This is a genomic window from Polyangium spumosum (genome assembly GCF_009649845.1).
GTDB lineage: Bacteria > Myxococcota_A > Polyangia > Polyangiales > Polyangiaceae > Polyangium > Polyangium spumosum.
Genome location: NZ_WJIE01000001.1, coordinates 1,447,251 through 1,467,215 on the forward strand (window position 1 = coordinate 1,447,251; position 19,965 = coordinate 1,467,215).

At 69.2% G+C, this 19,965-nt stretch carries 14 protein-coding genes; 6 read left to right on the top strand and 8 right to left on the bottom strand.

Annotated elements, in window-relative coordinates; all coding sequences use genetic code 11:
* Positions 1 to 150: 150 nt before the first annotated feature.
* On the top strand, positions 151 to 1,539 hold the full coding sequence (locus GF068_RS05970) for a dicarboxylate/amino acid:cation symporter (protein ID WP_153818257.1): 1,389 nt from the start codon (positions 151 to 153) through the stop codon (positions 1,537 to 1,539).
* Here GF068_RS05970 and GF068_RS05975 read toward each other — a convergent pair.
* The gene (locus GF068_RS05975) at positions 1,493 to 2,473 is read right to left on the bottom strand and encodes a hypothetical protein (protein WP_153818258.1); all 981 of its coding nucleotides are present in this window, start codon (positions 2,471 to 2,473) and stop codon (positions 1,493 to 1,495) included. The genes GF068_RS05970 and GF068_RS05975 overlap by 47 nt on opposite strands.
* 127 nt (positions 2,474 to 2,600) lie before the next feature.
* On the opposite strand from GF068_RS05975, the gene GF068_RS05980 reads away from it, so the two are divergent.
* Positions 2,601 to 5,765, top strand: coding sequence for a fused MFS/spermidine synthase (locus tag GF068_RS05980; protein WP_153818259.1), 3,165 nt, complete (start codon positions 2,601 to 2,603; stop codon positions 5,763 to 5,765).
* On the opposite strand, the gene GF068_RS05985 is transcribed toward GF068_RS05980, so the two are convergent.
* The 4 genes from GF068_RS05985 to GF068_RS06000 are packed head-to-tail and all read right to left on the bottom strand — an operon-like array spanning position 5,766 to position 10,653.
* Entirely contained in the window at positions 5,766 to 7,412 is a 1,647-nt protein-coding gene (locus tag GF068_RS05985) for a serine/threonine-protein kinase (protein ID WP_170319321.1), read from the bottom strand.
* A 2-nt stretch (positions 7,413 to 7,414) separates the two neighbouring features.
* Positions 7,415 to 7,987, bottom strand: coding sequence for a sigma-70 family RNA polymerase sigma factor (locus tag GF068_RS05990; RefSeq protein WP_153818261.1), 573 nt, complete (start codon positions 7,985 to 7,987; stop codon positions 7,415 to 7,417).
* A gap of 45 nt (positions 7,988 to 8,032) precedes the next feature.
* A complete protein-coding gene (locus GF068_RS05995; protein WP_153818262.1) occupies positions 8,033 to 9,766 on the bottom strand; it encodes a hypothetical protein in 1,734 nt (577 codons plus the stop codon).
* Between the two features lie 47 nt (positions 9,767 to 9,813).
* Positions 9,814 to 10,653, bottom strand: coding sequence for a hypothetical protein (locus GF068_RS06000; RefSeq protein ID WP_153818263.1), 840 nt, complete (start codon positions 10,651 to 10,653; stop codon positions 9,814 to 9,816).
* Positions 10,654 to 10,753: 100 nt separating this feature from the next.
* Between GF068_RS06000 and GF068_RS44145 the strand changes: the two genes are divergently transcribed.
* Both GF068_RS44145 and GF068_RS44150 read left to right on the top strand, forming a co-directional pair.
* Complete coding sequence (locus GF068_RS44145; RefSeq protein WP_206079400.1) at positions 10,754 to 12,259, top strand: YecA family protein; 1,506 nt, start codon at positions 10,754 to 10,756, stop codon at positions 12,257 to 12,259.
* 69 nt (positions 12,260 to 12,328) lie between these two features.
* Positions 12,329 to 13,780 (top strand): SEC-C metal-binding domain-containing protein, encoded by a 1,452-nt coding sequence (locus GF068_RS44150; protein ID WP_206079401.1) that lies wholly within the window; start codon positions 12,329 to 12,331, stop codon positions 13,778 to 13,780.
* A gap of 52 nt (positions 13,781 to 13,832) precedes the next feature.
* Here the strand turns inward: GF068_RS44150 and GF068_RS06015 are convergent, their stop codons facing one another.
* Both GF068_RS06015 and GF068_RS06020 read right to left on the bottom strand, forming a co-directional pair.
* Positions 13,833 to 16,193, bottom strand: a complete 2,361-nt coding sequence (locus GF068_RS06015) for a hypothetical protein (RefSeq protein ID WP_153818264.1) — start codon at positions 16,191 to 16,193, stop codon at positions 13,833 to 13,835.
* 65 nt (positions 16,194 to 16,258) lie between these two features.
* Positions 16,259 to 17,248, bottom strand: a complete 990-nt coding sequence (locus GF068_RS06020; RefSeq protein WP_153818265.1) for a hypothetical protein — start codon at positions 17,246 to 17,248, stop codon at positions 16,259 to 16,261.
* 41 nt (positions 17,249 to 17,289) lie between these two features.
* Here GF068_RS06020 and GF068_RS46110 point away from each other — a divergent pair, with 41 nt between their 5' ends.
* The gene (locus GF068_RS46110; RefSeq protein WP_275939084.1) at positions 17,290 to 17,421 is read left to right on the top strand and encodes a hypothetical protein; all 132 of its coding nucleotides are present in this window, start codon (positions 17,290 to 17,292) and stop codon (positions 17,419 to 17,421) included.
* 529 nt (positions 17,422 to 17,950) lie between these two features.
* On the top strand, positions 17,951 to 18,988 hold the full coding sequence (locus tag GF068_RS06025) for an alpha/beta fold hydrolase (protein WP_153818266.1): 1,038 nt from the start codon (positions 17,951 to 17,953) through the stop codon (positions 18,986 to 18,988).
* On the opposite strand, the gene GF068_RS06030 is transcribed toward GF068_RS06025, so the two are convergent.
* Positions 18,951 to 19,961: a D-alanine--D-alanine ligase family protein gene (locus GF068_RS06030; protein WP_153818267.1), complete on the bottom strand. Its 1,011-nt coding sequence runs from the start codon at positions 19,959 to 19,961 to the stop codon at positions 18,951 to 18,953. The two genes, GF068_RS06025 and GF068_RS06030, sit on opposite strands and share 38 nt — an antisense overlap.
* Positions 19,962 to 19,965 lie beyond the last annotated feature (4 nt).

Consider the following 19,965-nt stretch of genomic DNA (forward strand, 5'->3'; position numbering starts at 1 on the left):
CCTCGCGATGGCTCCCCGTTCATCGCCCGGCCCTCTCCGCGGCTCTCCAGGCGAAAACACGCCCGATCATGCCGTCATGCTAGCCCCCACGAACGGGGCTCACCATGAACAATTGACGACGCTCCGGCCCCGCGTGAAGACAGCCAGGCCATGAGCGAGCAAAAAAGCCGCGCAGGAGAGCAACCCAGACGACGATTCCCGCTCTACGTGCGCGTCCTCGCCGGCGTCCTCGTGGGTGTCCTTCTCGGGCTCGTCTTCGGGGAACGGAAATACCTCCTCGGCCTGGGCAACGCCGAGCTCGGCCGGCTGGGGCTGCTCGTGGTGAAGCTCCTCAAGGCCCTGGCCGTCCCGCTCGTCTTTTTCGCGATCCTCGACGCGTTCGTCAAGACGGACATCTCTCTGCGAAAAGGGACGCGCCTGCTCTTCATTTGCGCGGTCAATGCGACGGTGGCGCTCGGCATTGGCCTCTCGATCATGAATGGCTTCTCGCCGGGCCGGCACCTCTCGGGCGCGCTCGCGGCGGTCATGCGGCCGAACGGCGCGACCTCGGATCCGGCGCAGGAGATCCTCGCCGCCTCGAAGAAGGGCAGCCTCGGCCTCATCGACAACGTCTCGAGTTACGTGCCGAGGAGCCTCGTCGATCCGTTCTCCGAGAACAGCGTCATCACGATCGTCCTGCTCGGCGTGCTCACGGGCGTCGCGCTCCGGCGCGCGCGTGCGCGGGCGTCCGAGGAGGCGGGCCCGGGGCTCTCCGTGGTCGAGCGGGCGATCGGGGGCGTGTATGCGATCCTCGTCGAGACGCTCGATATCGTGGTCTCCGTGGTGCCGATCGCGGTGCTCGGGGTCGTCGCGGACGTCGTGGGCAAGGCCGGGCTCTCGGTCTTTCGATCGCTCTGGGTCTTCCTGGTCACGGTGCTCGCGGCGATGGCGCTGCATGCGCTCGTGTATTACCCGCTCGTCGCCTGGTTCATCGGCAAGAAGCCGCCGCGCGTCTACCTCGGGATCGGCGCGGACCCGATCTTGACGGGGCTCTCGACGAACTCCAGCCTGGCGACCGTGCCCGTCACGCTGAAGGCGCTCGATCGAATGGGCGTCTCGCCCGGATCGGCGCGCCTCGCGGCGTGTATCGGGACGAACCTCAACAATGACGGCATTCTCCTTTACGAGGCGATGACGGCCGTCTTCTTGACGCAGGCCATCGGCGCGCCGCTCGACCTCGGCGGGGAGCTCACGATCGCGCTCGCCTCGGTGATGGCGGCGGCGGGCGTCGCGGGGATCCCGGAGGCGGGGCTCGTCGTGTTGCCGCTCGTGCTCGGGGCCGCGGGCCTGCCGGACGCCTTGATCGCCGCGGCCATACCGCTCGTGATGACCGTCGACTGGATCATCGCGCGGTGCCGCACGGTCTTGAACGTGATGAACGACATGCTGGTCGCGGTGCTGCTCGACGTCGGCGACCGCGGGGAGAAAAACGGCTCGGGCGCCGGGGAAGGCGTCACTTCGGGCTCGGGATGTCCACCTGGCAGTTCTTCGCGGGCGTGAGCCACTTGATCGCGTTCAGCCAGAACAGCTCGAGCTGGTATTCCGGGTGCCCCGTCCATTCGCTGTCGTACGTGATCCACTCGTCGCCCCACACGAGCACGTGACCGCTGCCCACCTCCTGCGCCTTCAGCAGGACGTGCCCTTGCTCCGTGGCGAGCGTCTGCCCCGTCCCCTCGACCGGATACCCATTGTCGACGCCGATGCTCGTCACGCCGCTCGTCACGGGGTGCGCCGTCCAGCCCGTGACGGGGATCGTCGAGCTCCCGCCCTTCGGCAGGATCTGCTGCGCGCCGTAGCTCATGGTGAAGGCTCCGAGCAAGGTATTCACGTTCGTCCGCTCGGTGGGGTCGCCGTATCCGATGAGCGTCATGAAGCCGCCCCCTGCCTGGACCCATTCGCTCAACGCCGCGACCTCGGCGGCCGAATACGTCCGGTTCATCTCGCTCAGGTTCTGCGCCACGATGACCTGATACTTGTCGAGCAGCTCCTTCGTGAGCTCCTGGTCGTTCAGCGAGACGGCGCCATTGTCGCTGCGGGCGTCGAGCCACGTGGCGAACACGTCACCGCTGCCCCATTGGCCCGGGAGCCCGAGCGTCGCGATGCGTAGACAATCGCAGATGCCGTCCTTGCCCACGTCGACGTTGTCGATCGTCCCGTCGTTGTCGTTGTCGATGCCGTCGCAGACCTCCGGCCCGCCGCCCCCTCCGCCGCCTTGCCCCGCGCCGCCGCTCCCGACGAAGCTGCCCCCCACGTTCGCGCCGCCTTGCCCCGCGCCGCCTTGCCCCGCGCCGCCTTGCCCCGCGCCACCTTGTCCCGAGCTGGCCACGCTCGCGCCCGCGCCCGATCCGCCGGTCGCGGACCCTCCGTCCTGTCCGCAGCCGGGAGCGAGCACGAAAATGACGGTGGCGAGCTGAAGCACATAAGATCGTCGCATTCCGACAGTATAATCGGTCGTACGTGTGGCCCGCAATCCCGATCCGCTTCGAGGGAGGAAGGGGAGCACGCTTCCGCTCTCGCTTCCACCCCCGCCTCGTCTCGATCTAGGATGCGCGCCCCTCCCGATGACCCAGCCTCGATCCTCCTCACCGAGCTCCTCGGCCCATCCGCTGAAGGTCGCGCTCCTGCTCTTCGGCTCGGGCCTCTCCGCGCTCGTGTACCAGACGGCCTGGCAACGTGAGCTCCGCCTCGTGTTCGGGTCGTCGACGGCGGCGAGCGCGGCCGTGCTCGCCATTTTCATCGGCGGCGCGGGCGCCGGCAGCCTGCTCTTCGGCAAGCGCAGCGACGCCTCGCCGCGGCCGCTCCGCCTCTATGCGCGCCTCGAGCTCGCCATTGCATCGCTCGCCGCCTTGAGCCCGTTCGCGATCGACCTCGCCCGTGTCGTGTACCGGGCCGCGGGCGGCACGTTTCTGCTCGGAATGACCCTCGGCACCACGCTGCGCCTCGCGCTCGCCGCCCTCGTCATTGGCGCGCCGACCGTCCTCATGGGCGGCACGTTGCCTGCGGCGGCGCGCTCGGCCGAGAGCCCGACCGACACCCAGCGGCGGGCCGTCGGCTGGCTTTATGCGGCGAACACGCTCGGCGCGGTCGCGGGCGCCAGCCTCTGCACGCTCCTCCTCCTCGAGCGGCTCGGCACCCGCGGCGCGCTCTGGGTCGCGGCGCTTCTCAATGCGATCGTCGCGGGTATCGCGCTCCTCGTCGACAAACGGCTCGCCCCCATGACCGAGGAGCCGCCCGCGAAGGAAAACGAGGGCGAGGCGGCCGCGGAGGCGAGCCTCCCCCCGCGCTTCGTCCTGGCCTTCGCGGCGCTCTCGGGGTTTTTGTTCTTCTGGCTCGAGCTCGTCTGGTATCGCCTCCTCGGCCCGCTGCTCGGCGGCACGGTGTATACGTTCGGGGTCATCCTCGCCGTCGTCCTCCTCGGGATCGGGCTCGGCGGGCTGCTTTATCCGGTCCTCTTCCGCAAGCGCGCCCCGTCGGCGCGTGGCCTCGCGCTCACGGCGGCGCTCGAGGCGCTCTTCGTGGCCGTTCCCTTTGCGCTCGGGGATCGGCTCGCCGTGCTCGCGCTCGCGCTCCGGCCCGAGGCCGGCGCCGGGCTCTTCCATTACGTGCCGGGCTGGATCGCGCTTTCGGCCCTCATGGCCTTCCCCGCCTCGGTCGTGGCTGGCGCGCAATATCCGCTGCTCGTCGCGCTCCTCGGCAGGGGCCGGGCCCGCGTCGGCTCGCACCTCGGCACCGTCGGCGCGCACAACACGCTCGGCGCCATGGTCGGCTCCCTCGCCGGCGGTTTTTTCCTCGTCCCCACGCTCGGCGCGCTCGGCTCCCTTCGCGCCGTCGTGTTCGGCCTGCTCGCCATGGCTCTGGGCGCGGCCTTCTTCGCGTTCCGCGTGCCTGCGTTGCGCCGCATGATCGCCGCCCCTGCCTCGGCCGCCCTCGCCTTCGTGGCGATCCTCTCGCCGGGCCCCTCGGCCGTCCTCCGCCACACGCCCATCGGCGCGGGCCGCGTCGATCGGGTCTTGCTCGACACACCGGCCTTCACGCGCTCCTGGATCGAGGACGTCAAGCGCGCGATCCTCTGGCAAACCGAGGGCCTCGAGAGCAGCGTCGCCATCGACGGCACCGACGGCATCGCGATGGTCGTCAATGGCAAGATCGACGGCAATGCGCGCGGCGACGCATCCACGCAGGTGATGGGAGGCCTGCTCGGCGCCTTGCTCCACCCCGATCCGAGACACGCCATGGTGATCGGCTTCGGCACGGGCAGCTCCGCCGGCTGGCTCGGGAAGGTGCCTGCGATCGAGCGCGTGGACGTCGCCGAGCTCGAGCCCGCGATGCTGGAGATCGGCCGCCGCTGCGCGCCGGTCAACGAGGACGTCCTCTCCAATCCCAGGGTCCGCGTCCTCCTCGGCGACGCGCGCGAGATCCTGCCCACGGTCCCGGCTCGTTACGACGTCGTCTTCTCCGAGCCCTCGAACCCGTATCGAGCCGGCGTCGCGAGCCTCTTCACGCAGGAGTATTACCAGGCCGTGCGCGGCCGGTTGAAGGAGGGCGGCCTCTTCCTGCAATGGGTCCAGATCTACGAGATCGACGTCGAGACGCTCCGCACCATTTACGCGACGCTCGCCTCGGTCTTTCCGGCGGTCGAGACCTGGTACCTCGGCTGGAGTGATCTCGTCCTCGTCGCCTCGGAGGCGCCGCTCGTGCACGATCCGGACCTCCTCCGGACGAAGCTCGCCGCGGAGCCCTACCGGCGGGCGCTCTTGAATGCCTGGCGCACCGAGGGGCTCGAGGGCCTCTTCGCCCATTACGTCGCCGGGCCTCCGTTCGCGCGGGCGATCGCCGACGTGCCCGGCGCGGTCTACAACACGGACGACCGGAACCGCGTCGAGTTCGGCTTCGCGCGCGCCGTCGGCAATTTCGCCTCCGTGTCCACCTTCTTCGAGCCCGTCCGGCACCGCAAGGAGGATCGCCCGACCTTGAAATCGGGCACGCTCGATTTCGTGCGCGTGGCGGAGGACCGCGCGGCGCAGGTCACGGGGGACGGCTCGGATCCGGCCATGCCCGAGCACCTCACGCCCGAGGCGGAGGTGCGGGTGCAGGCGCTCGTCAATTACGCGGCGGGCAACCTCGAAGGGGCGCTCGCGAAATGGCAATTCCAGGAGCAGGCCCCGATCGGGCCGGTGGAGACCACGCTCGTGGCCGAGGGGCTCGCGTGGAAGGGCGACGACGCCGTGCTCCCGCTGCTCGAAAGACACGCGCGTGATTTCCCGATCGAGGCCGACGCCATCCGCGCCCGCTACGAATACACGAAGGGCCGGCGCGCCGAGGCCGTGTCGCTGCTCGAGCGCGCGTTCCTCGCGTACCGCAAGGACCCTTGGCCCTCGACGGTGATCATGAGCCGGGCCCTCGAGCTCGCGCGTGAGCTCGGCCAGAGCGCGCCTTCCGACGCGCGGCGCCTCTTTCAGGCGCTCGACATGCCCTTCTCGGTGCTCGTGCTCGAATCGACGCGGCGGGGCGTGCGTATCGACCTCTCCGAGGTCCTCCCCGAGGAGAACGCGTGCGTGGCCGCGTTCGCCGCGCTCGAACCGCACCCGCCGTGGGACGAGCGCGTGCTCGGGCTGCGGCGTGATTGTTATGCGAAATTCCAGCACCCGCTCGCGGCGGAGGCCTCCCGCGCGACGGAGAAGCGGGCGGCTTGTGTGGGGTGGCGGGCCTGGCTCTCGTGCCTGTGATCATCCCTCGCGTATCACGTCGTGGATGAGCAGCACGAGCACGAGGACACTCGCCACGACGTAGGCCGCGCTCGCGGCGCTCGGCAGGAAGAGGCCGACGAGCGCGCCCACCATGGCGATCGCCGCGGCCAGGGCCATCCGTCGCTCGGAAACCATGGCTATCGTCCCCACGATCGCCGCGAGCAGGACGAGATCGTTCACGAGGACGTGGTCGAGCCGCGTCCCGAATCGGAGCGCGATGAGGCGGTGCACGAAGATCGCCGCCTCTGCCCCGATCAAGATCCGGGCGGTCCGCCGCCCGAGCCGATTCTGAGACAACCTGCGCCACCGCAGCGTGATGATGAGCAGCACCATGGCCAGGCTCGCGGCGCTCGCCAGCGCTGCGAGCGCGACCGTCCCCCCGGAATGGATGGCCGTGCGAGAAATGAACGCGCCGACGACCACCGCCACGCCGAGCAGGCCCACGCGCAGGATCACGAGCTCGCGCCGCATCACGCGGCGATCGACCTCCGGGTCCCGGGGCAAATGTGCCTCGATCGCCTCGAGCAGCGCGTGCATCGAGGGGAACCTCGAAGCGGGTTCTTTCCCGAGGCCGCGCAGGACGATCGGCCCGAGCCACGCAGGCACCTTGCTGCGCTGGGCCGGGATCTCCGGCGCGCCCTCCTGCACGCGACGCGCGAGCGCCACGAAATCACCGTCGAGCGAGAACGGCGGAGCCCCGTAGGCTGCCCGATATAGCGCCGCGCAATAACTCCATTGATCACTCGCCTGCGTCGCGCGCTCGCCGCGGAGCTGCTCCGGCGCCATGAACGCCGGCGTCCCCGCCATCGCGCCCCTCGGCAAGAGGGATACCTCGAGCGCGCCCGAGCGCCCTTGGGCCTCGACCTCCTGCCGCGCCTCGCCATTCCTCTCGCCGCCTGGCCGGGCGAGCGACGCGACCCCGAAATCGACGATCCGCGGCCGCCCGTCCTTCCCGACGATCACGTTGTCGGGCTTGAAATCGCGGTGCACGAGGCCCGCGTCGTGCACCGCGGCGAGGCCTCGCCCGGCCTCGAGGAAGAGGCCGAGCACCTCGGAGAAGGGGCGTTCGCGCTCGGCGAGGAAGGCGCGCAGCGTCGAGCCCTCGACGAACTCCATGGTGAGATACACGCGGCCCTCGTGTTCGCCGGCCTCGTGAATGGCGACCACGTTCGGGTGCGCGAGGCGGCCGAGGGCCTTTCCTTCGCGCAGGATCCAGCCCGCGCCCGTCACGCTCGGGCGCAGGAGCTTGATGGCCACGCGACGATCGAGCATGTCGTCGTAGCCCATGTAAATGACGCCCATCGCCCCCTCGCCGAGCTTGCGCACCACGGCGAATCGCCCGATCCGCGCCGTGACCATCGGCTCGTCGTGCGCGGGCGCGGCGCTCGGGGCGACCTTCTCCGCCTGGGCCCGCTGCTCTTGCATCACCGCCGACAGCAGCGCCGGCCTCGGCGCGAGGAAATCGGCATCGGCCCTCCGATCATGCGCGACGAGCCGCTCCACGGCGTCACGCAGCGCGAGATCCCCTGCACATTCGTCGTCCAGGTACCGCCGCGTCTCCTCGGGCCCGAGATCGACGACCGCGTCGAAGAGCTCCCCGACCCGCCGCGCATCGGGCCGCAGCATCGTCACGTGGGCGCTCCCCGGGAGAGCACCTCGTGCAGATAGGCCCGGGCGAAGCGCCATTCTCGTTCGATCGTGCGGGTCGTCACGCCGAGCGCCTCCGCGATCTCCTGGTCCTGCAATCCGCCGAAATACCGCATCACGACGACCTGCGCTTTGCGTGGATGCTCGGCCTCCAGGTGCGCGAGCGCCGCGTTGATCGAGAGCACGTCGTCGAGCCCCAGCGCCTCCGCGTCGACGGCGATCTCCACGTCGAGCGGCTCTGCTCGTTTTCCGCCGCCGCGCTTCGCAGCGGTCTTCCTGCGCACGTAATCCACCGTGATCTCGCGCATCGCCTGCGCCGCGGCGGCGAAAAAATGCCCCCGCCCGTTCCAGCCGGGCGCCGGGGATCCGACGAGCTTCAGGTATACCTCGTGCACGAGCGCCGTCGGCTGCAGGGTATCGCCGGGGCGCAGGCGCGCCATCTGCGCCGCCGCGATGCGCCGCAGCTCGTCATACACGAGCGGCAAGAGCTCCTGGGTCGCCTGGGCGCGCCCCGCGGCGACCTCGGCGATGATACGCGTGACCTCGTGGTGCATGGCAGAATGCCATTACCACGGAAAGCCCGCGCGCGCCTCACCCCCTCACGGCGACGACATGTGCGCGATCACCGTGTGGATCACATCGATCACCTGCGGATCCTTCTCCTTCCCGAGCGCCACCTCCAGCCAGGGTAACCACGACGCCGCGTCGCGGAAAAATGCCGCCCGGTAGGCCGCCTGCCGCACCACGGCCTCCGTCGAGCTCGTCGCGAGCGCGTGGAGCAACGTATCGGCCTCGGGTATTGGGACGAACCGCAACGCGTACGCCGCCGTCGGGGCGAGCCGCGGGGAGGCGAGCGCCCCGCGGATGACCTCGAACGCCCGTGGATCCCCGCTGTTTCCGAGCGCGGCGAGCAACATGTCCCGCGTCGCGTCGTCGGTCGCGCTCGTATAACGAGCGAGCAAGTCGGCCACGGGATCGAGCCCTTCGCCCACGTCCCCGTTCGCGGCGAGTGTACGCGCCTCGGACCCGAGCGCCATCGTGCTCAGGTTCTGCAGCGCCGGATCCTCGCTCTCGGCGCCCTTCGACAGCGCCGCGACCGTATCGGCGTCCGCGACCGGCAAAAGCGCGAGGCTCACCGCCGATTGCCTCTGCGCCTCGATCGTCGCCTCCGCGCTCGTGAGCGTCTCCGCGAGCGCGTGCGCCGCCTCCTCCGTGCCCGCCGCCGCGAGAGCGCCGGCGAGGAAATTCGCCTCGGCGTCCGTCACGTCGCTCGCCGCGAGCTGCTTTCCCGCTTCGATCGCCTCCTCGGGGCTCACGCGGAACAATGCGCCGGCGGTATGGATCAGCTTCGCGCGCCGCTCTCCGACCTTGTCCCTCGGCAGCCCGTCCGTCTCCGCGAATGCGGCGCGGAGCTCGGCGAGGTCGTGGCCCGCGGCGCGCCGCTCGTCCATGTCCCGCCGGCTCGTGCTGCGATCACGCTTCGGCGCGGCCATCCGCGGCTCCTCGTGGTCGAAGGCCAGCAGTCGCGCCGCGGCGATCTCGGCGCTCGTCGCTTCCCCGCGATCGACGAGCCGCAGCGAGACCTCGAGCGTGCCCTCGACCTCTCCGAGCGCCGTCTTTCGGGTCGCGCGTGACGCCTCGCGGGCGCTCGCCGATTCGATGCGCCCCTCTTCATCCACGGTGATACGCAGCGCGCCCTCGGCCGTGAGCGGCGTCAGCCCCTCGTGCATGCGCACGTACCCCTGCTTGTGCCGCTTGATCACGCGCTCGCCCTCGCGCTCGTAATCGGCGCGGTACACGCCCGACCCGTCGAGCTCATCCGCGGACCAGGCCGCGCCCTTCCCGCGCGTGTATTGCGTCGCCGCCACGAGGCTCGTCAAGAGCAGGCGCGAGGGTGAATCCGTCCGCGGATCGAACCGCACGCCCACGAGGCGCCCCTCCTCGTCGTGCGCGAGCAGGATCGGGCGGCGAAGATCGGCCATCGTGGGCGTCTCTCCGCCGGACGCGTCGAGCGAAACATCCACGAGCCGCGCCTCCCATAGGTTCGTTCCGGGGATGGGCAAAAACGAAATGCGGCCTTCGAGGTAGGTCTTCACGAACGTCTCGCCGCCGACCTTCACGTGTCGCGCGAGCGTCACCGCATAAACGCGTCGCTCCGGGGCCTCGGCCCGCGGGTGGATCGGCGCGATCGACGTATCCGCCGGCAGCTCCCCCGCGGCGGCTGCGGCGGGTGCAAGGGCGGCGGGGGCGCACGCGCGCTGGAGGCAGACTCCTCCCAGAATGGCGGTGGCGAGCAGGGGAAGGGCGGCGAGCTTGGGAAAACGGCGCTTCATGGGCTCCTCCAGCGTGCGTGTCGGGTGGGGACGTCAATGCGGGAGGATCACCAGGAGAAGCTGCCCCACTTCGAGAGCAGCGTCGCCGAGGTGCTGAACCCGTCGAAATTGACGATCGTCTTGCTGTCCTCGTCCAGGCAATACTTGAGCTTGACCTTGAGCTTTCCGTCGAGCGAGTGGAGCTCGTAGGGGAGCGCCATCATCAAGTGCACGCTGTTGTCCTCGGGGATCGTCGTGCCGATCGAGGCCGGGACGTGCAGGTCGAGGGCCGTGAGCGAGCCGCTCACGCCCACGCTCGCGCAGGACGCGCCCACGTGCGCGTCGACGTCGGCATAAGCGGACACGTAAGGATCCGCCTGGAGAGAGACGACGCCGTCGAGGAATTGTGGATACACGTTGACGCCGAGCTCGCCGCCCACCTCGGCGTCGAGGTCGATGCTGACGCCGAGGATGCTGATGCCGTCGTCGGCCTTGAAGAAGGAGCGGGTCCAGCCGAGCTCCAGCTTGTTCGACATCGACGCCGAATACAGGACGATCCCGAGCGTCGCGACCTGGATCTTCCCGGTGGCGGACCCGTTGTTGTTGTAGATCATCGCGTACGAATCGACGATCGACTTCGAGACGCCGAACGCCTTCGCCGTCCCGTAGATATCGGCGCCGAGCCGCAGGTAATCGGCGCCGTAGCTCGTGGTGGTCGGGAAATCCTTCTTCGTCATCATGCCGGCCCAGAGCTGGTACGAGGCGCCGAAGCTGCTGTCGCTCCAGCTCGCCGAGCTCGAGCAACGCAGGTCGACGCAGCTCGTCCCCGCGGCGGCGGGCGCGGGCGCGGCGAGCAGGGCGGCGAAGGGGGCGAGCAGCGCGAACGTCTTCAGGATCTTGGGCTTCATGGGTCGTCTCCGGGGCCGTGAAGGCCCTCTTGCGCGCTCACCCTGAGCGCGCCGAAGAGCCGTTCCCCCCTACGTCCGCGAGACCTCGCCCCGGCCCGACATGCCTCGCGAATTTTTTTTCGGCGCCTTGCGCCCCGGGCGTGTTTGTCCTCTCATCACCTCGATGGGGCACGCCCACCACTTCCTCTCCCGGCTCGATCGTGTCGCGCTCCCGCACGTCGAGCTCGCGCTCTCCCTCTACCGGGACGAGGGCCTCCTCCGGTACATCTTCGACCGGGCCCGCGTGCCCGAGGGGGCCGAGCGTGTCGCGCTCTCGCTCGATCACCCCGAGGACGGGCCCTTCCTCATCGTCACGCGAGGCGGCCGCTTCGTCACGTGCCTCGGCGAGGGCATGAAGGTCTCCAATCTGCCCGTCGTCACCCGCGGCCAGATCGACGCGATCTCCGCCAAGATCGGCGAGCTACGCGAGCGCCTCGAGGCCGCCAAGGCGCTCACCGGCGGCAAGGGCGTCCGGTCGCTGCTCCGCCGCATCTACGAGGCCGGCGACGAGCTCTCCCGCGAGGAGTTCCTGGCGATCACGGCGCTGCAGCCGCTGTATGCGCACGAGTTCATGGCCCTCTATTTCGACGCTGCGTGTGAGCTCGAGGACGTGCGGAACATCCTCCTGCCCCAGCTCCGCAAGACCGACAAGCTCCGCTCCACGTACGAGGACGCGCTCCGCGCCTACTGGCAGACCTTCTGGGCCCTCGGCCACCTCATCGTCCTCGCGACCCTCGACGGCCAGGAGACCTTGCATCCGAAGGCCCTCGATTGGCTCGGCGAGCGCGCCACGCTCTCGTGGGCGGCCACGCGGCAAGGGTACGTGCCCCTCGCCGTTCGTGGCGCGTGGGCCACGGCGCGGGTCGGCAAGATCTTGCTCCCCCGCTACAAGCGTTATTACGCGGACGCGCTGAGCCTCCTGCAGAACATCGACGGCGGGCTCGGCCTGCTCGCGCTCGGGTGCCGCCATTCGAGGCTCCGCGCCGAGATTGAAAAGGCGCTCGGCGCGGATGTCCCCGCGACCATCAAGGGCACGACGCACGGCAACTTCGCCCTCGCGCTGCGGAGCGTCGTGCGCAAGGTCGCGGAGACCGAGCGCACGTGGGGCGCCGAGCGGCAGAAGGGCCTGGAGAACTTCTGCGCGGAGATATGGGTCTCCTACATGGCCGATCGCCCTCCGGGCCCCTTCCGATTCGAAAGGCCCGAGGACGTCCCGGGGGACCTCGCCTGCGCCTTCATGGCCAACGCGATCCAGTGTTATCTGCACAGGGCCGAGGGCAGAGGAAACACGATCGCCCTCCTCTTCCTCATGATCCCCTGGGTCGCCCGCGCCGCGCCGCAGGAGCTCTACCTGCCCCGCGACGCCCTGCGCGCGCTCCGTATCCCTTGGAGCCCGCAGCACACGCTCGACCTGCTCTGCTCGATGCGTGACCACGAAGGCATCATGAAGCGCCAGGCGCCCCCCGAAGGCCCGGCCCGCAAAGGCCCGTGCCCGTGCGGGAGCGGGAAGAAATACAAGCGTTGCTGCGAGGAGAAGGACGCAGCGGCGAGCTCCACGGAGACGTGAAGGGCGCGCACCTTTTGTTCCGCGAGACGCTCCTTGCGCCCCGGGCGCGTTTGTCCTCTCATCACCTCGATGGGGCACGCTCACCACTTCCTCTCTCGGCTCGATCGTGTCGCGCTCCCGCACGTCGAGCTCGCGCTCTCCCTCTACCGGGACGAATCGCTCCTCCGGTACATCTTCGACCGGGCCCGCGTGCCCGACGGCGCCGAGCGTGTCGCGCTCTCGCTCGATCACCCCGAGGACGGGCCCTTCCTCATCGTCACGCGGGCCGGCCGCTTCGTCACGTGCCTCGGCGAGGGCATGAAGGTCTCGAACCTGCCGGTCGTCACCCGCGGGCAAATCGACGCGATCTCCGCCAGGGCCGGGGAGCTGCGCGAGCGCCTCGTGGCAGCCAAGGCGCTCACCGGGGGGAGAGGCCTCCGGGCGCTGCTCCGCCGCATCTACGAGGCGGCCGACGAGCTCTCGCGGGAGGAGTTCCTGGCCATCTCGGCGCTCCAGCCGCTGTATGGCTTCGAGTTCTTGCGCCTCTACCTCCACGCCGCGTGTGAGCTCAACGACGCGCGCGACCTGCTCCTGCCGCTGCTCCGCAAGACCGACAAACTCAAGCCTGCCTATGACGACGCGCTGCTCGCGTACTGGCGGACGCTCTGGGCGATGAGCCATTTCGCCGTGCTCGCGGCCCTCGACGGCCGCGAGGTCTTGCCGCCGTCGATCCTCGCCTTGCTCGATCAGGGCAGCACGTTCACCTGGCCCACCACGCGGCAAGGGTACTTGCCCCTCGCGATTCGAGGCGCCTGGGCCGCGGCGCGGATCGGCAAGCCCCTGCTCGGGAGGTACAAGCGTTTTTATCAGGAGGCGGAGAGCGAGCTCCAGAACATCGACGGCTCGCTCGCGCTCCTCTCGATCGGCATGCGCCACGCGCGGCTACGCGCCGAGGCCGAGAAGGCGCTCGGCACGGACATCCCGGTCAAGTGGCGGGACACGGCGTTTGGCAAGTTCACGCGCGCGATACGGCAGATGGCGCGGTCGGTCGCGGAGAGCGAGCGAGACGATCCGGAGGCGCTGCTCGCGAGCATCCGTAATTTCGGGGCGCACCTCTGGGTGCAGATCATGAAGCCGAGGCCCGCGGGCCCGTTGCGGTACGAGCGCCCGGAGGACGTGCCGGACGACCTGTCCCGCGCGGTCATGGCGAACACGATGCAATGTTATCTTCGCCAATCGAAGGGCCTCTCGGACGCATTGGCCTGGCTCTTCACGCTGGTCCCGTGGGCCGCGCGCGCCGCGCCGGAGGAGCTCTACCTCCCGCGCGCCGCGGTCGCGGCGATCCACATGCCCTTCCGGACGGAGCTCGCGCTCAACGTCCTGCGCCAGATGCTCGACCACCGGGCCCCCGTGACGCAAACCCGCCCCGAAGGCCCCACGCGCAAAGGCCCCTGCCCATGCGGGAGCGGGAAGAAGTACAAGCGTTGCTGCGAGGAGAAGGAGGCGGAGGTGGAGGTGGAGACGGAGGCGGAAGCGGAGTAGCGGAGGCGGGGGCGCGCGACGCCCTTGCCCGCCATGAAGCTCGTCCGAGCGATCAGGACCAGGTGATGCCGACCTGTTGCAGCTTGCGCTGAGCCGGCAGCGCTGGGCCCGGGAGCGGTGGCAGCGGAAACAACGTCGTGAACTCGTCCTGCGTCAGCTCCGTGGGGCCTTTGAGGGCGCGCTCGACCACCGCGTCTACAACCGCGAGGAAGGGGGCGTAGGCCTTGAAGGTGTCTGCCGTGATGGTCGCGCCGTTATGCGGATACCGAGGGAGGAGCCGTCCCCGGCCGACGCGGCCCCAAGTGGCCAGCGTCCAGGCGCCATCGGCCGTCGGCGTATCGAAGAGCGTGCCTCCAATGCTGTCGCCGCACAACCAGAAGCCGACGCGCGCGGTCTGGATATGGTGTCGCTGGTCGATCAGGCCGCAAGCCATCTCGAGGGTGGGCAACAGCGCGTCGGGAAGATCCGGCACGACCCTGCGTACGTCGTCCGGGTTCGTCGCGACCGGCCCTTCCGGAACCGATTCGGATGGGCGCCAGCGGCTCTCGAACACGATGGCCACGACGCCCGCCTCGCTCCACGCGACGGTCGTCCTGCCGGCGAGCGCTCCCCGCTGGAGATCGCCCGTCCACGTTCGGCCGCAGTCGGGTGGTATTGGATGGCACTGGCGCGGATCGAGATATGCCAAGGTGACCTCGACGTAGGCGCGAAACGCAGCACGGACGATGGCATCCCGGTCGAAGACGAGGTATCCGAGGGGATGGCACCGCCCAATCGCCCTGGGCGAAGCCAAGAACGGAGAGCGGCCCGCGCCTTGCGGCACCTCGGGCATCTCGGGCATTCCGGGCCAGGTGATGCCCACCTTCTGAAGCATCCTTTGCGCCGAGAGCCGTTCCTCGGGCTCGGGTGGCGTGGGAAAAAGCGTCGCGAGCTCGTCGGGCAAGAGCTCCGTGGGGCCTTTCAGGGCGCGGTCGGTCACCGCGTCGATGAGCGCGTGAATGGGGGAGGCCATCGTGCGGGCGAGCATCACGGCGAGCGCCGCGATGTCTCGATCACCCAGCAGCGGGAGCCGCCCTTTTCCCGTCTCGTCCTGCGTGCCCCACGGGACGAGACGGTCGAGCGCGCCCCATGCGACGAGCCGGCGTGCGCCCGGCAAGGTCGGGTCGTCGAAGAGCGTGCCCCCGGTGTGATCGCCGGAAAGCCAGAAGCCGATCGTCGCGAGCTTTTCCCCCTGCGCTCCCCTTTCGAGCAGCCCGGCGGCCATTTCGAGGGCGGGCAAGAGCTCATCGGGGAGGCCTGGCAAGAGCGCGCCGAGTTGCTCACCGGGAACAGCGCCGCGCTTGTACGCGAGGCCGACGACGCCTGCTTCGGTCCACGCGACGACGTCGTAATCACCGCAGCCGTCGCCGTTGAAGAAAGCGCCCCGCTGAAGGTCGCCCGTCCATTTCGGCACGACGCAGGCCGTGAGCACGTGGCGCGCGAGCGGGTCGAGCGGCGCGAGAATGGTCTCGACGTAGGCGCGCAATGCGGCGCGGACGATGGCGTCGCGGTTGAAGGCGACGGGGCCGAAATATTGCGTGAAGTGCGGCGGCCCCACGTATTCATGGGCCGTGAAGCCGTTGAACCATGGCTGCCGCTTCTCGGGGGGGAGTGCGGGCGAGCCGGGCCAGGTGATGCCGACCTCCTGAAGGCTGCGCTGAGCGTCGAGCACGCGCTTGGGATCGGGCGCGGGGAGAAGGAGCATCTCGATTTCGGCGGGCGTGAACTCCGTGGGGCCTTTCAGCCTCCGATCGACCACGGCGTCCATGATCGCGTGGGCGGGGGCATCTTGCGGGCGGGCGTGGTTGACCACGATCTTCCCAGGGCGTGGATGACAATACCGCGGCAGCAGCCGCCCCTTGTGGAGCAAGCCCCACGCGGCGAGCCACGAGGCTCCGCCATCGTCCGGGTCCTCGAAGAACCTGCCTGCAATGCGACCGCCGGAAAGCCAGAAGCCGCTACCCACACTTCTCTCCCCATGGTCGCATCCCACGCCGAGCGTGCTGGTGGCGAGCACGAGCGCGGGCTCCAGCTCTTCGGGAAGCCCTGGCAAGGCCCAGCGCACGTCGTCCGGGCCACCCGTCACCGCGTCGGCCGAAAGGGTGCGGTGCTGGATCGAACCCCAGCCATCGTACGCGAGGCCCACGATGCCTGCCTCGGTCCACGCCACGACCACCCAGTCGCGCCAATCGCGGATGTAGAACAAGGTGCCCCGCTCGATGTCGCCCATCCACCCCGCCCAATCGTAGGCTGGGAACTCGAATCGCGCGATGCGATAAAGGGAGGTTTCGACGTAGGCGCGCAGCGCGGCGCGCACGATGGCGTCTTGGTCGAAAACGAGGCGTCCAAAACGAGGGATGACCCGCTCGATCATCTGGCTTGCCTAGACCACATTGGTCTTGGCGTCAACGTGCTCGTGACAAACGAGCACCCGACCCGTCACGGGGAGTGAGGCGCAACCTTGTTGATTTGGTTAATCTCGTTAGCCGACGGGTAGTAGTTCTTGAGTTGAATGTTGAGCTTGTCCGAAATGACGGCCGCATTTTTGTATGCGTTCGTGCCCCAGTCGCAGCTGCGAAGGTCCTTCTTGCGCACGACGTGGTGCACCCGCGCTGCGTTGGGGTCATAGACCCCGACATCTGGGGGGGGTGGCTCGTTGAGGAATTCCGGCTCGGTGCAGAGCTGTGGACAGCCCTTCTTACAAGGATACGTGAAGCCAGCGAGATCGGAGCGAATCTTGCCTCCGTTCGCGTTGCGGTTGACCTGCAGGATCCACTCCCGCTGGTCGAGGGTACCGCCGTCGAGGCCGGGTTGACCGCTGGTGCAGTAGAACTCTTTCCCCGGTTCGACGCTCGTCACCTCGACCAAATTGCGGTAGGGGCCATTGATCTCCGTCGGGACGCCGTCGACATCGACGAGCGACGTCTCCAGAGGCGCGTCCCCGAGCTTGATGTAGATCCTGTTCGCGGAGTCCGAGCCGACTTGCAGCCAGTAGTCCCCCGTGGCCTCGTCCTTCGCGCACGTGTACTTCTCGTCCTGGTCGTATAGGGCGAGTCCCGACACTTCTCCGATTTTCTTCGCGTCCTGGCACGCTTGCCCCTTCCCGTCCTTCTTCGGCCCCGCCACGTCTGCCTCCTTGTAGAAGCAGTTGAAGGTGGAGTTCCCGTCCGCGGCGACGTAACACGCCGAGCCAAACGCGGCCTTGTACTTGGCGCGTAGCTCTGGGTTCATCGTCGGATTGCCCAGAAGCGGGAGATAGTAACGCTTGCACGGCTCCGTCATCGCCTCCGCACATCCGGTCGACGGCTCTTCGGCCGGCGTCTCCTCCGCCGACGCCTGGCACGCGTCGACAGGCCCCGGCCCGCCCTCCCCGCACGCCCCCATCGTCAGACCTGCCCCCACGAAGCCCACGACCAGCCCGCCCAGCATGCCCCAGCGCCGTCTCCTTCGTGCTCGCATGGAGGACGACCTTGCCAGAAGACCCCCACGTACGCGAATGGGAGAGCACGAAGCCCGCCAAGGACAAGGCCGACGCGCCCGCCACCCCCCCGGCGGGCATTGCGACGAGCTCGACCGCCGAAGCCGGCCCGAAGAGCCCCTGATCGGCCGACGTGAAGGGCCTTCGAAGACCCCGCCCCGGGTCCGCTGCACGACACACCTCGGCCGAAGAGCCCCTGCAAAGAGTCGTCCCTGCGTCCCTCGGCGCCGCAACCCACCCCGAGGGTGGTTGCCTTTCATGAATCGATCAGCCTCGAATCGCCTCGGGGTGGCTCTCGGATTCACGTCCACCTCGCCGAGGCGCCCTGAAAGACGCTCGCGCCCTTCGATGCACGTCGTCCCGACACCCTCCGGAGGGGTGCGCGTGGCGCATCCACCTCGACGACACACCCCGGCGGTGGGTGCGGACGGCGGATGCACCTCGTCGAGACACCCGGGAGGTGGGCCCGGGGGGTACGTGCGCGGAGCCAAAACAAGCCGGCGGAGGGTGCAGCGGCGAGATCGATCGAATGGGTGGAAGCTGCGGGAGGGCAGGAAGGGTCGATCGATGTCGGAGGGGGGGCCTGCGTGGGGCCTCGCCGCTCGTGAAAAACATTGATCGTCCTCGCGGCCCCGTGGGAGTCTCGGGTGCGGATGCGTGCACCCATCTCGCCCAAGACCTCGAACCGGAAGACGATGGCGCGACGCGCGCGCAAATTCGGCGTGGCCGTGCTCGGTGTCGTCGTCGCCCTCTCCCTGATCGGCGCGGTGTACCAGCAGATCGGCCAGTCGCTGGATCGCCGCGCCGTCGTCGCGAAGGGCCGTATGATCACCGTCCACGGCGCCGCGATGCACCTCCATTGCACGGGCGCGGGGTCTCCGACGGTCGTCCTCGAGGCGGGCGCGATGGGCTTCACGCAGGTATGGGCGTGGGTGCAGCCGAAGCTCGCCGAGCGCGCGCGCGTCTGTTCGTACGACCGCGCCGGGCTCGGCTGGAGCGAAGACGCCGCGACGCATGACGGCGCCGCCGCTTCCGCGCGATTACGGGCGCTGCTCGAAAACGCGGGCGAAGAGGGCCCCTACATGCTGGTCGGGCATTCGATGGGCGGCGCGCTCGTCCGCATCTTCGCGGCGCGATATCCCGGAGACGTCGTCGCCCTCGCTTTCGTCGACCCGTCGCACCCCGATCAGCTCGATCGTTATCCCACCGAGGTGCGGGCGTCGCAAGCACGGGTCGCGAGGGTGATGAAAGCCTCCGCAGCATTCTCTTACGTCGGTCTGATGCGCCTGACGAACGCGGTCGGGCGCCTCAACGCCGGCCTGCCCGAGGACGATTACCGCGCCGCATGCATGTTCTCCTCCGCGCCCGAGCACCTCGGCGCCTCCGGGGAAGAGCTCGCCGCCTGGGACACGACGATGAAGGCCGCCCGCGCCAATCGAACGCTGGGGGATCGACCCCTCCTCGTGCTGAGCGCGACGGAGCCCATGCAGGGGATGAGCCGGGAGATCCTCGACCTCGGCCGGCAAATGCACGCGGAGATCGCGGCGCTCTCCACGCGCGGCCGGCACGTGTCCATCAAAGGCGCCGACCACATGTCGATCCTCACCACGCGGGATCACGCGGAGCGCGTGGCCGAGCTCATCGGCGAGACGCTCACCGAAGCGAGGCGGCGGCTCGAAAAGGGGGAGTGACACCCTCACGCCCCCCCCGCCCGATCGCACACCGAAGCACATGCTCCAGAAACCCTCGATGCCCGATCGGATCGTGCCGCAGGATCATGTCCGCGCTGCCCTCCGCCCCCGGGGCATAAAAGATCCCGCAGTTCGTGTTGACCTCCAGGAACCACGCCTCCCCCCGGGTATCCACGCGGAAATCACAACGCGCGTAACTCACGCCCCCGATCCCCACGAAGACCCGCCGCGTGAGCTCCTTCAGCCGCTCCGCCAGGCCCTCGTCTTCACACGGGCGCCATGCGAGCCCGGCGTAGTTCACCCATTTCAGGTCGAAATGCTTGAACGTCTCGCCCTCCGGGAAGGCGCAGCGGAAGGGCGTGAACAGGAGCGGCGCGGCGGGGTCGTCCGGGTTCTCCGCCACGAGGACGGTGTATTCGTCGCCCTCGATGAACACCTCGATCAGCGCCTCGCCGGCGAGCGATAACATTTCACGCGCCCGCGTCGCGAGCTCGCCAGGCGTCCGGACGCGCGACGCCGCCGTCATGCCCACGCTGCCGCTGCCGTCGAAATGCTTGACGATGAGCGGGAATGGCAAGCAGCGCGCCGCACGCTCGATGTCCTCGTCGCTCCGGGCAAAGACAAACGCCGGCGTGGGGACCCCGAGCTCGAGGGCGGATTGTTTCATCTCGGCCTTCGTGAGCGCGTAGAGGCGCGACGTCGCGCCGGTGAAGGGCAAGGCGCGGCGTTCGAGCTCTTGCACGACCTCGATGCCCGCGATGTCCTCGAGCCAGGTCCCGTCGCAGAGGTTGAGAAAGACGTCGTATCCCTTCGCCACGAGCGCCGGGAGCTTCGACGCCGCCTCGCCCTTGCGCAAGGGTATGGTGTCGACCTCGTGCCCCGAGAGCCATCGATGCGGCTCGGGGAGCGGGTCGTACGCGGCGACCGGCGACGAGCCCGCCTCGTAAGGCGAGACGAGGACGCAGATACGCATGCTC

Bases quoted from the DNA above. Each gene is read 5' to 3' on its own strand.
- GF068_RS06020 (WP_153818265.1), bottom strand. From the start codon at position 17,248: ATGCTGGGCGGGCTGGTCGTGGGCTTCGTGGGGGCAGGTCTGACGATG.
- GF068_RS05980 (WP_153818259.1), top strand. From the start codon at position 2,601: ATGACCCAGCCTCGATCCTCCTCACCGAGCTCCTCGGCCCATCCGCTG.
- GF068_RS06030 (WP_153818267.1), bottom strand. From the start codon at position 19,961: ATGCGTATCTGCGTCCTCGTCTCGCCTTACGAGGCGGGCTCGTCGCCG.
- GF068_RS05975 (WP_153818258.1), bottom strand. From the start codon at position 2,473: ATGCGACGATCTTATGTGCTTCAGCTCGCCACCGTCATTTTCGTGCTC.
- GF068_RS06015 (WP_153818264.1), bottom strand. From the start codon at position 16,193: ATGATCGAGCGGGTCATCCCTCGTTTTGGACGCCTCGTTTTCGACCAA.
- GF068_RS05970 (WP_153818257.1), top strand. From the start codon at position 151: ATGAGCGAGCAAAAAAGCCGCGCAGGAGAGCAACCCAGACGACGATTC.
- GF068_RS44145 (WP_206079400.1), top strand. From the start codon at position 10,754: ATGCCTCGCGAATTTTTTTTCGGCGCCTTGCGCCCCGGGCGTGTTTGT.
- GF068_RS05990 (WP_153818261.1), bottom strand. From the start codon at position 7,987: ATGCACCACGAGGTCACGCGTATCATCGCCGAGGTCGCCGCGGGGCGC.
- GF068_RS05995 (WP_153818262.1), bottom strand. From the start codon at position 9,766: ATGAAGCGCCGTTTTCCCAAGCTCGCCGCCCTTCCCCTGCTCGCCACC.
- GF068_RS06025 (WP_153818266.1), top strand. From the start codon at position 17,951: ATGCGTGCACCCATCTCGCCCAAGACCTCGAACCGGAAGACGATGGCG.
- GF068_RS44150 (WP_206079401.1), top strand. From the start codon at position 12,329: ATGGGGCACGCTCACCACTTCCTCTCTCGGCTCGATCGTGTCGCGCTC.
- GF068_RS06000 (WP_153818263.1), bottom strand. From the start codon at position 10,653: ATGAAGCCCAAGATCCTGAAGACGTTCGCGCTGCTCGCCCCCTTCGCC.
- GF068_RS05985 (WP_170319321.1), bottom strand. From the start codon at position 7,412: ATGCTGCGGCCCGATGCGCGGCGGGTCGGGGAGCTCTTCGACGCGGTC.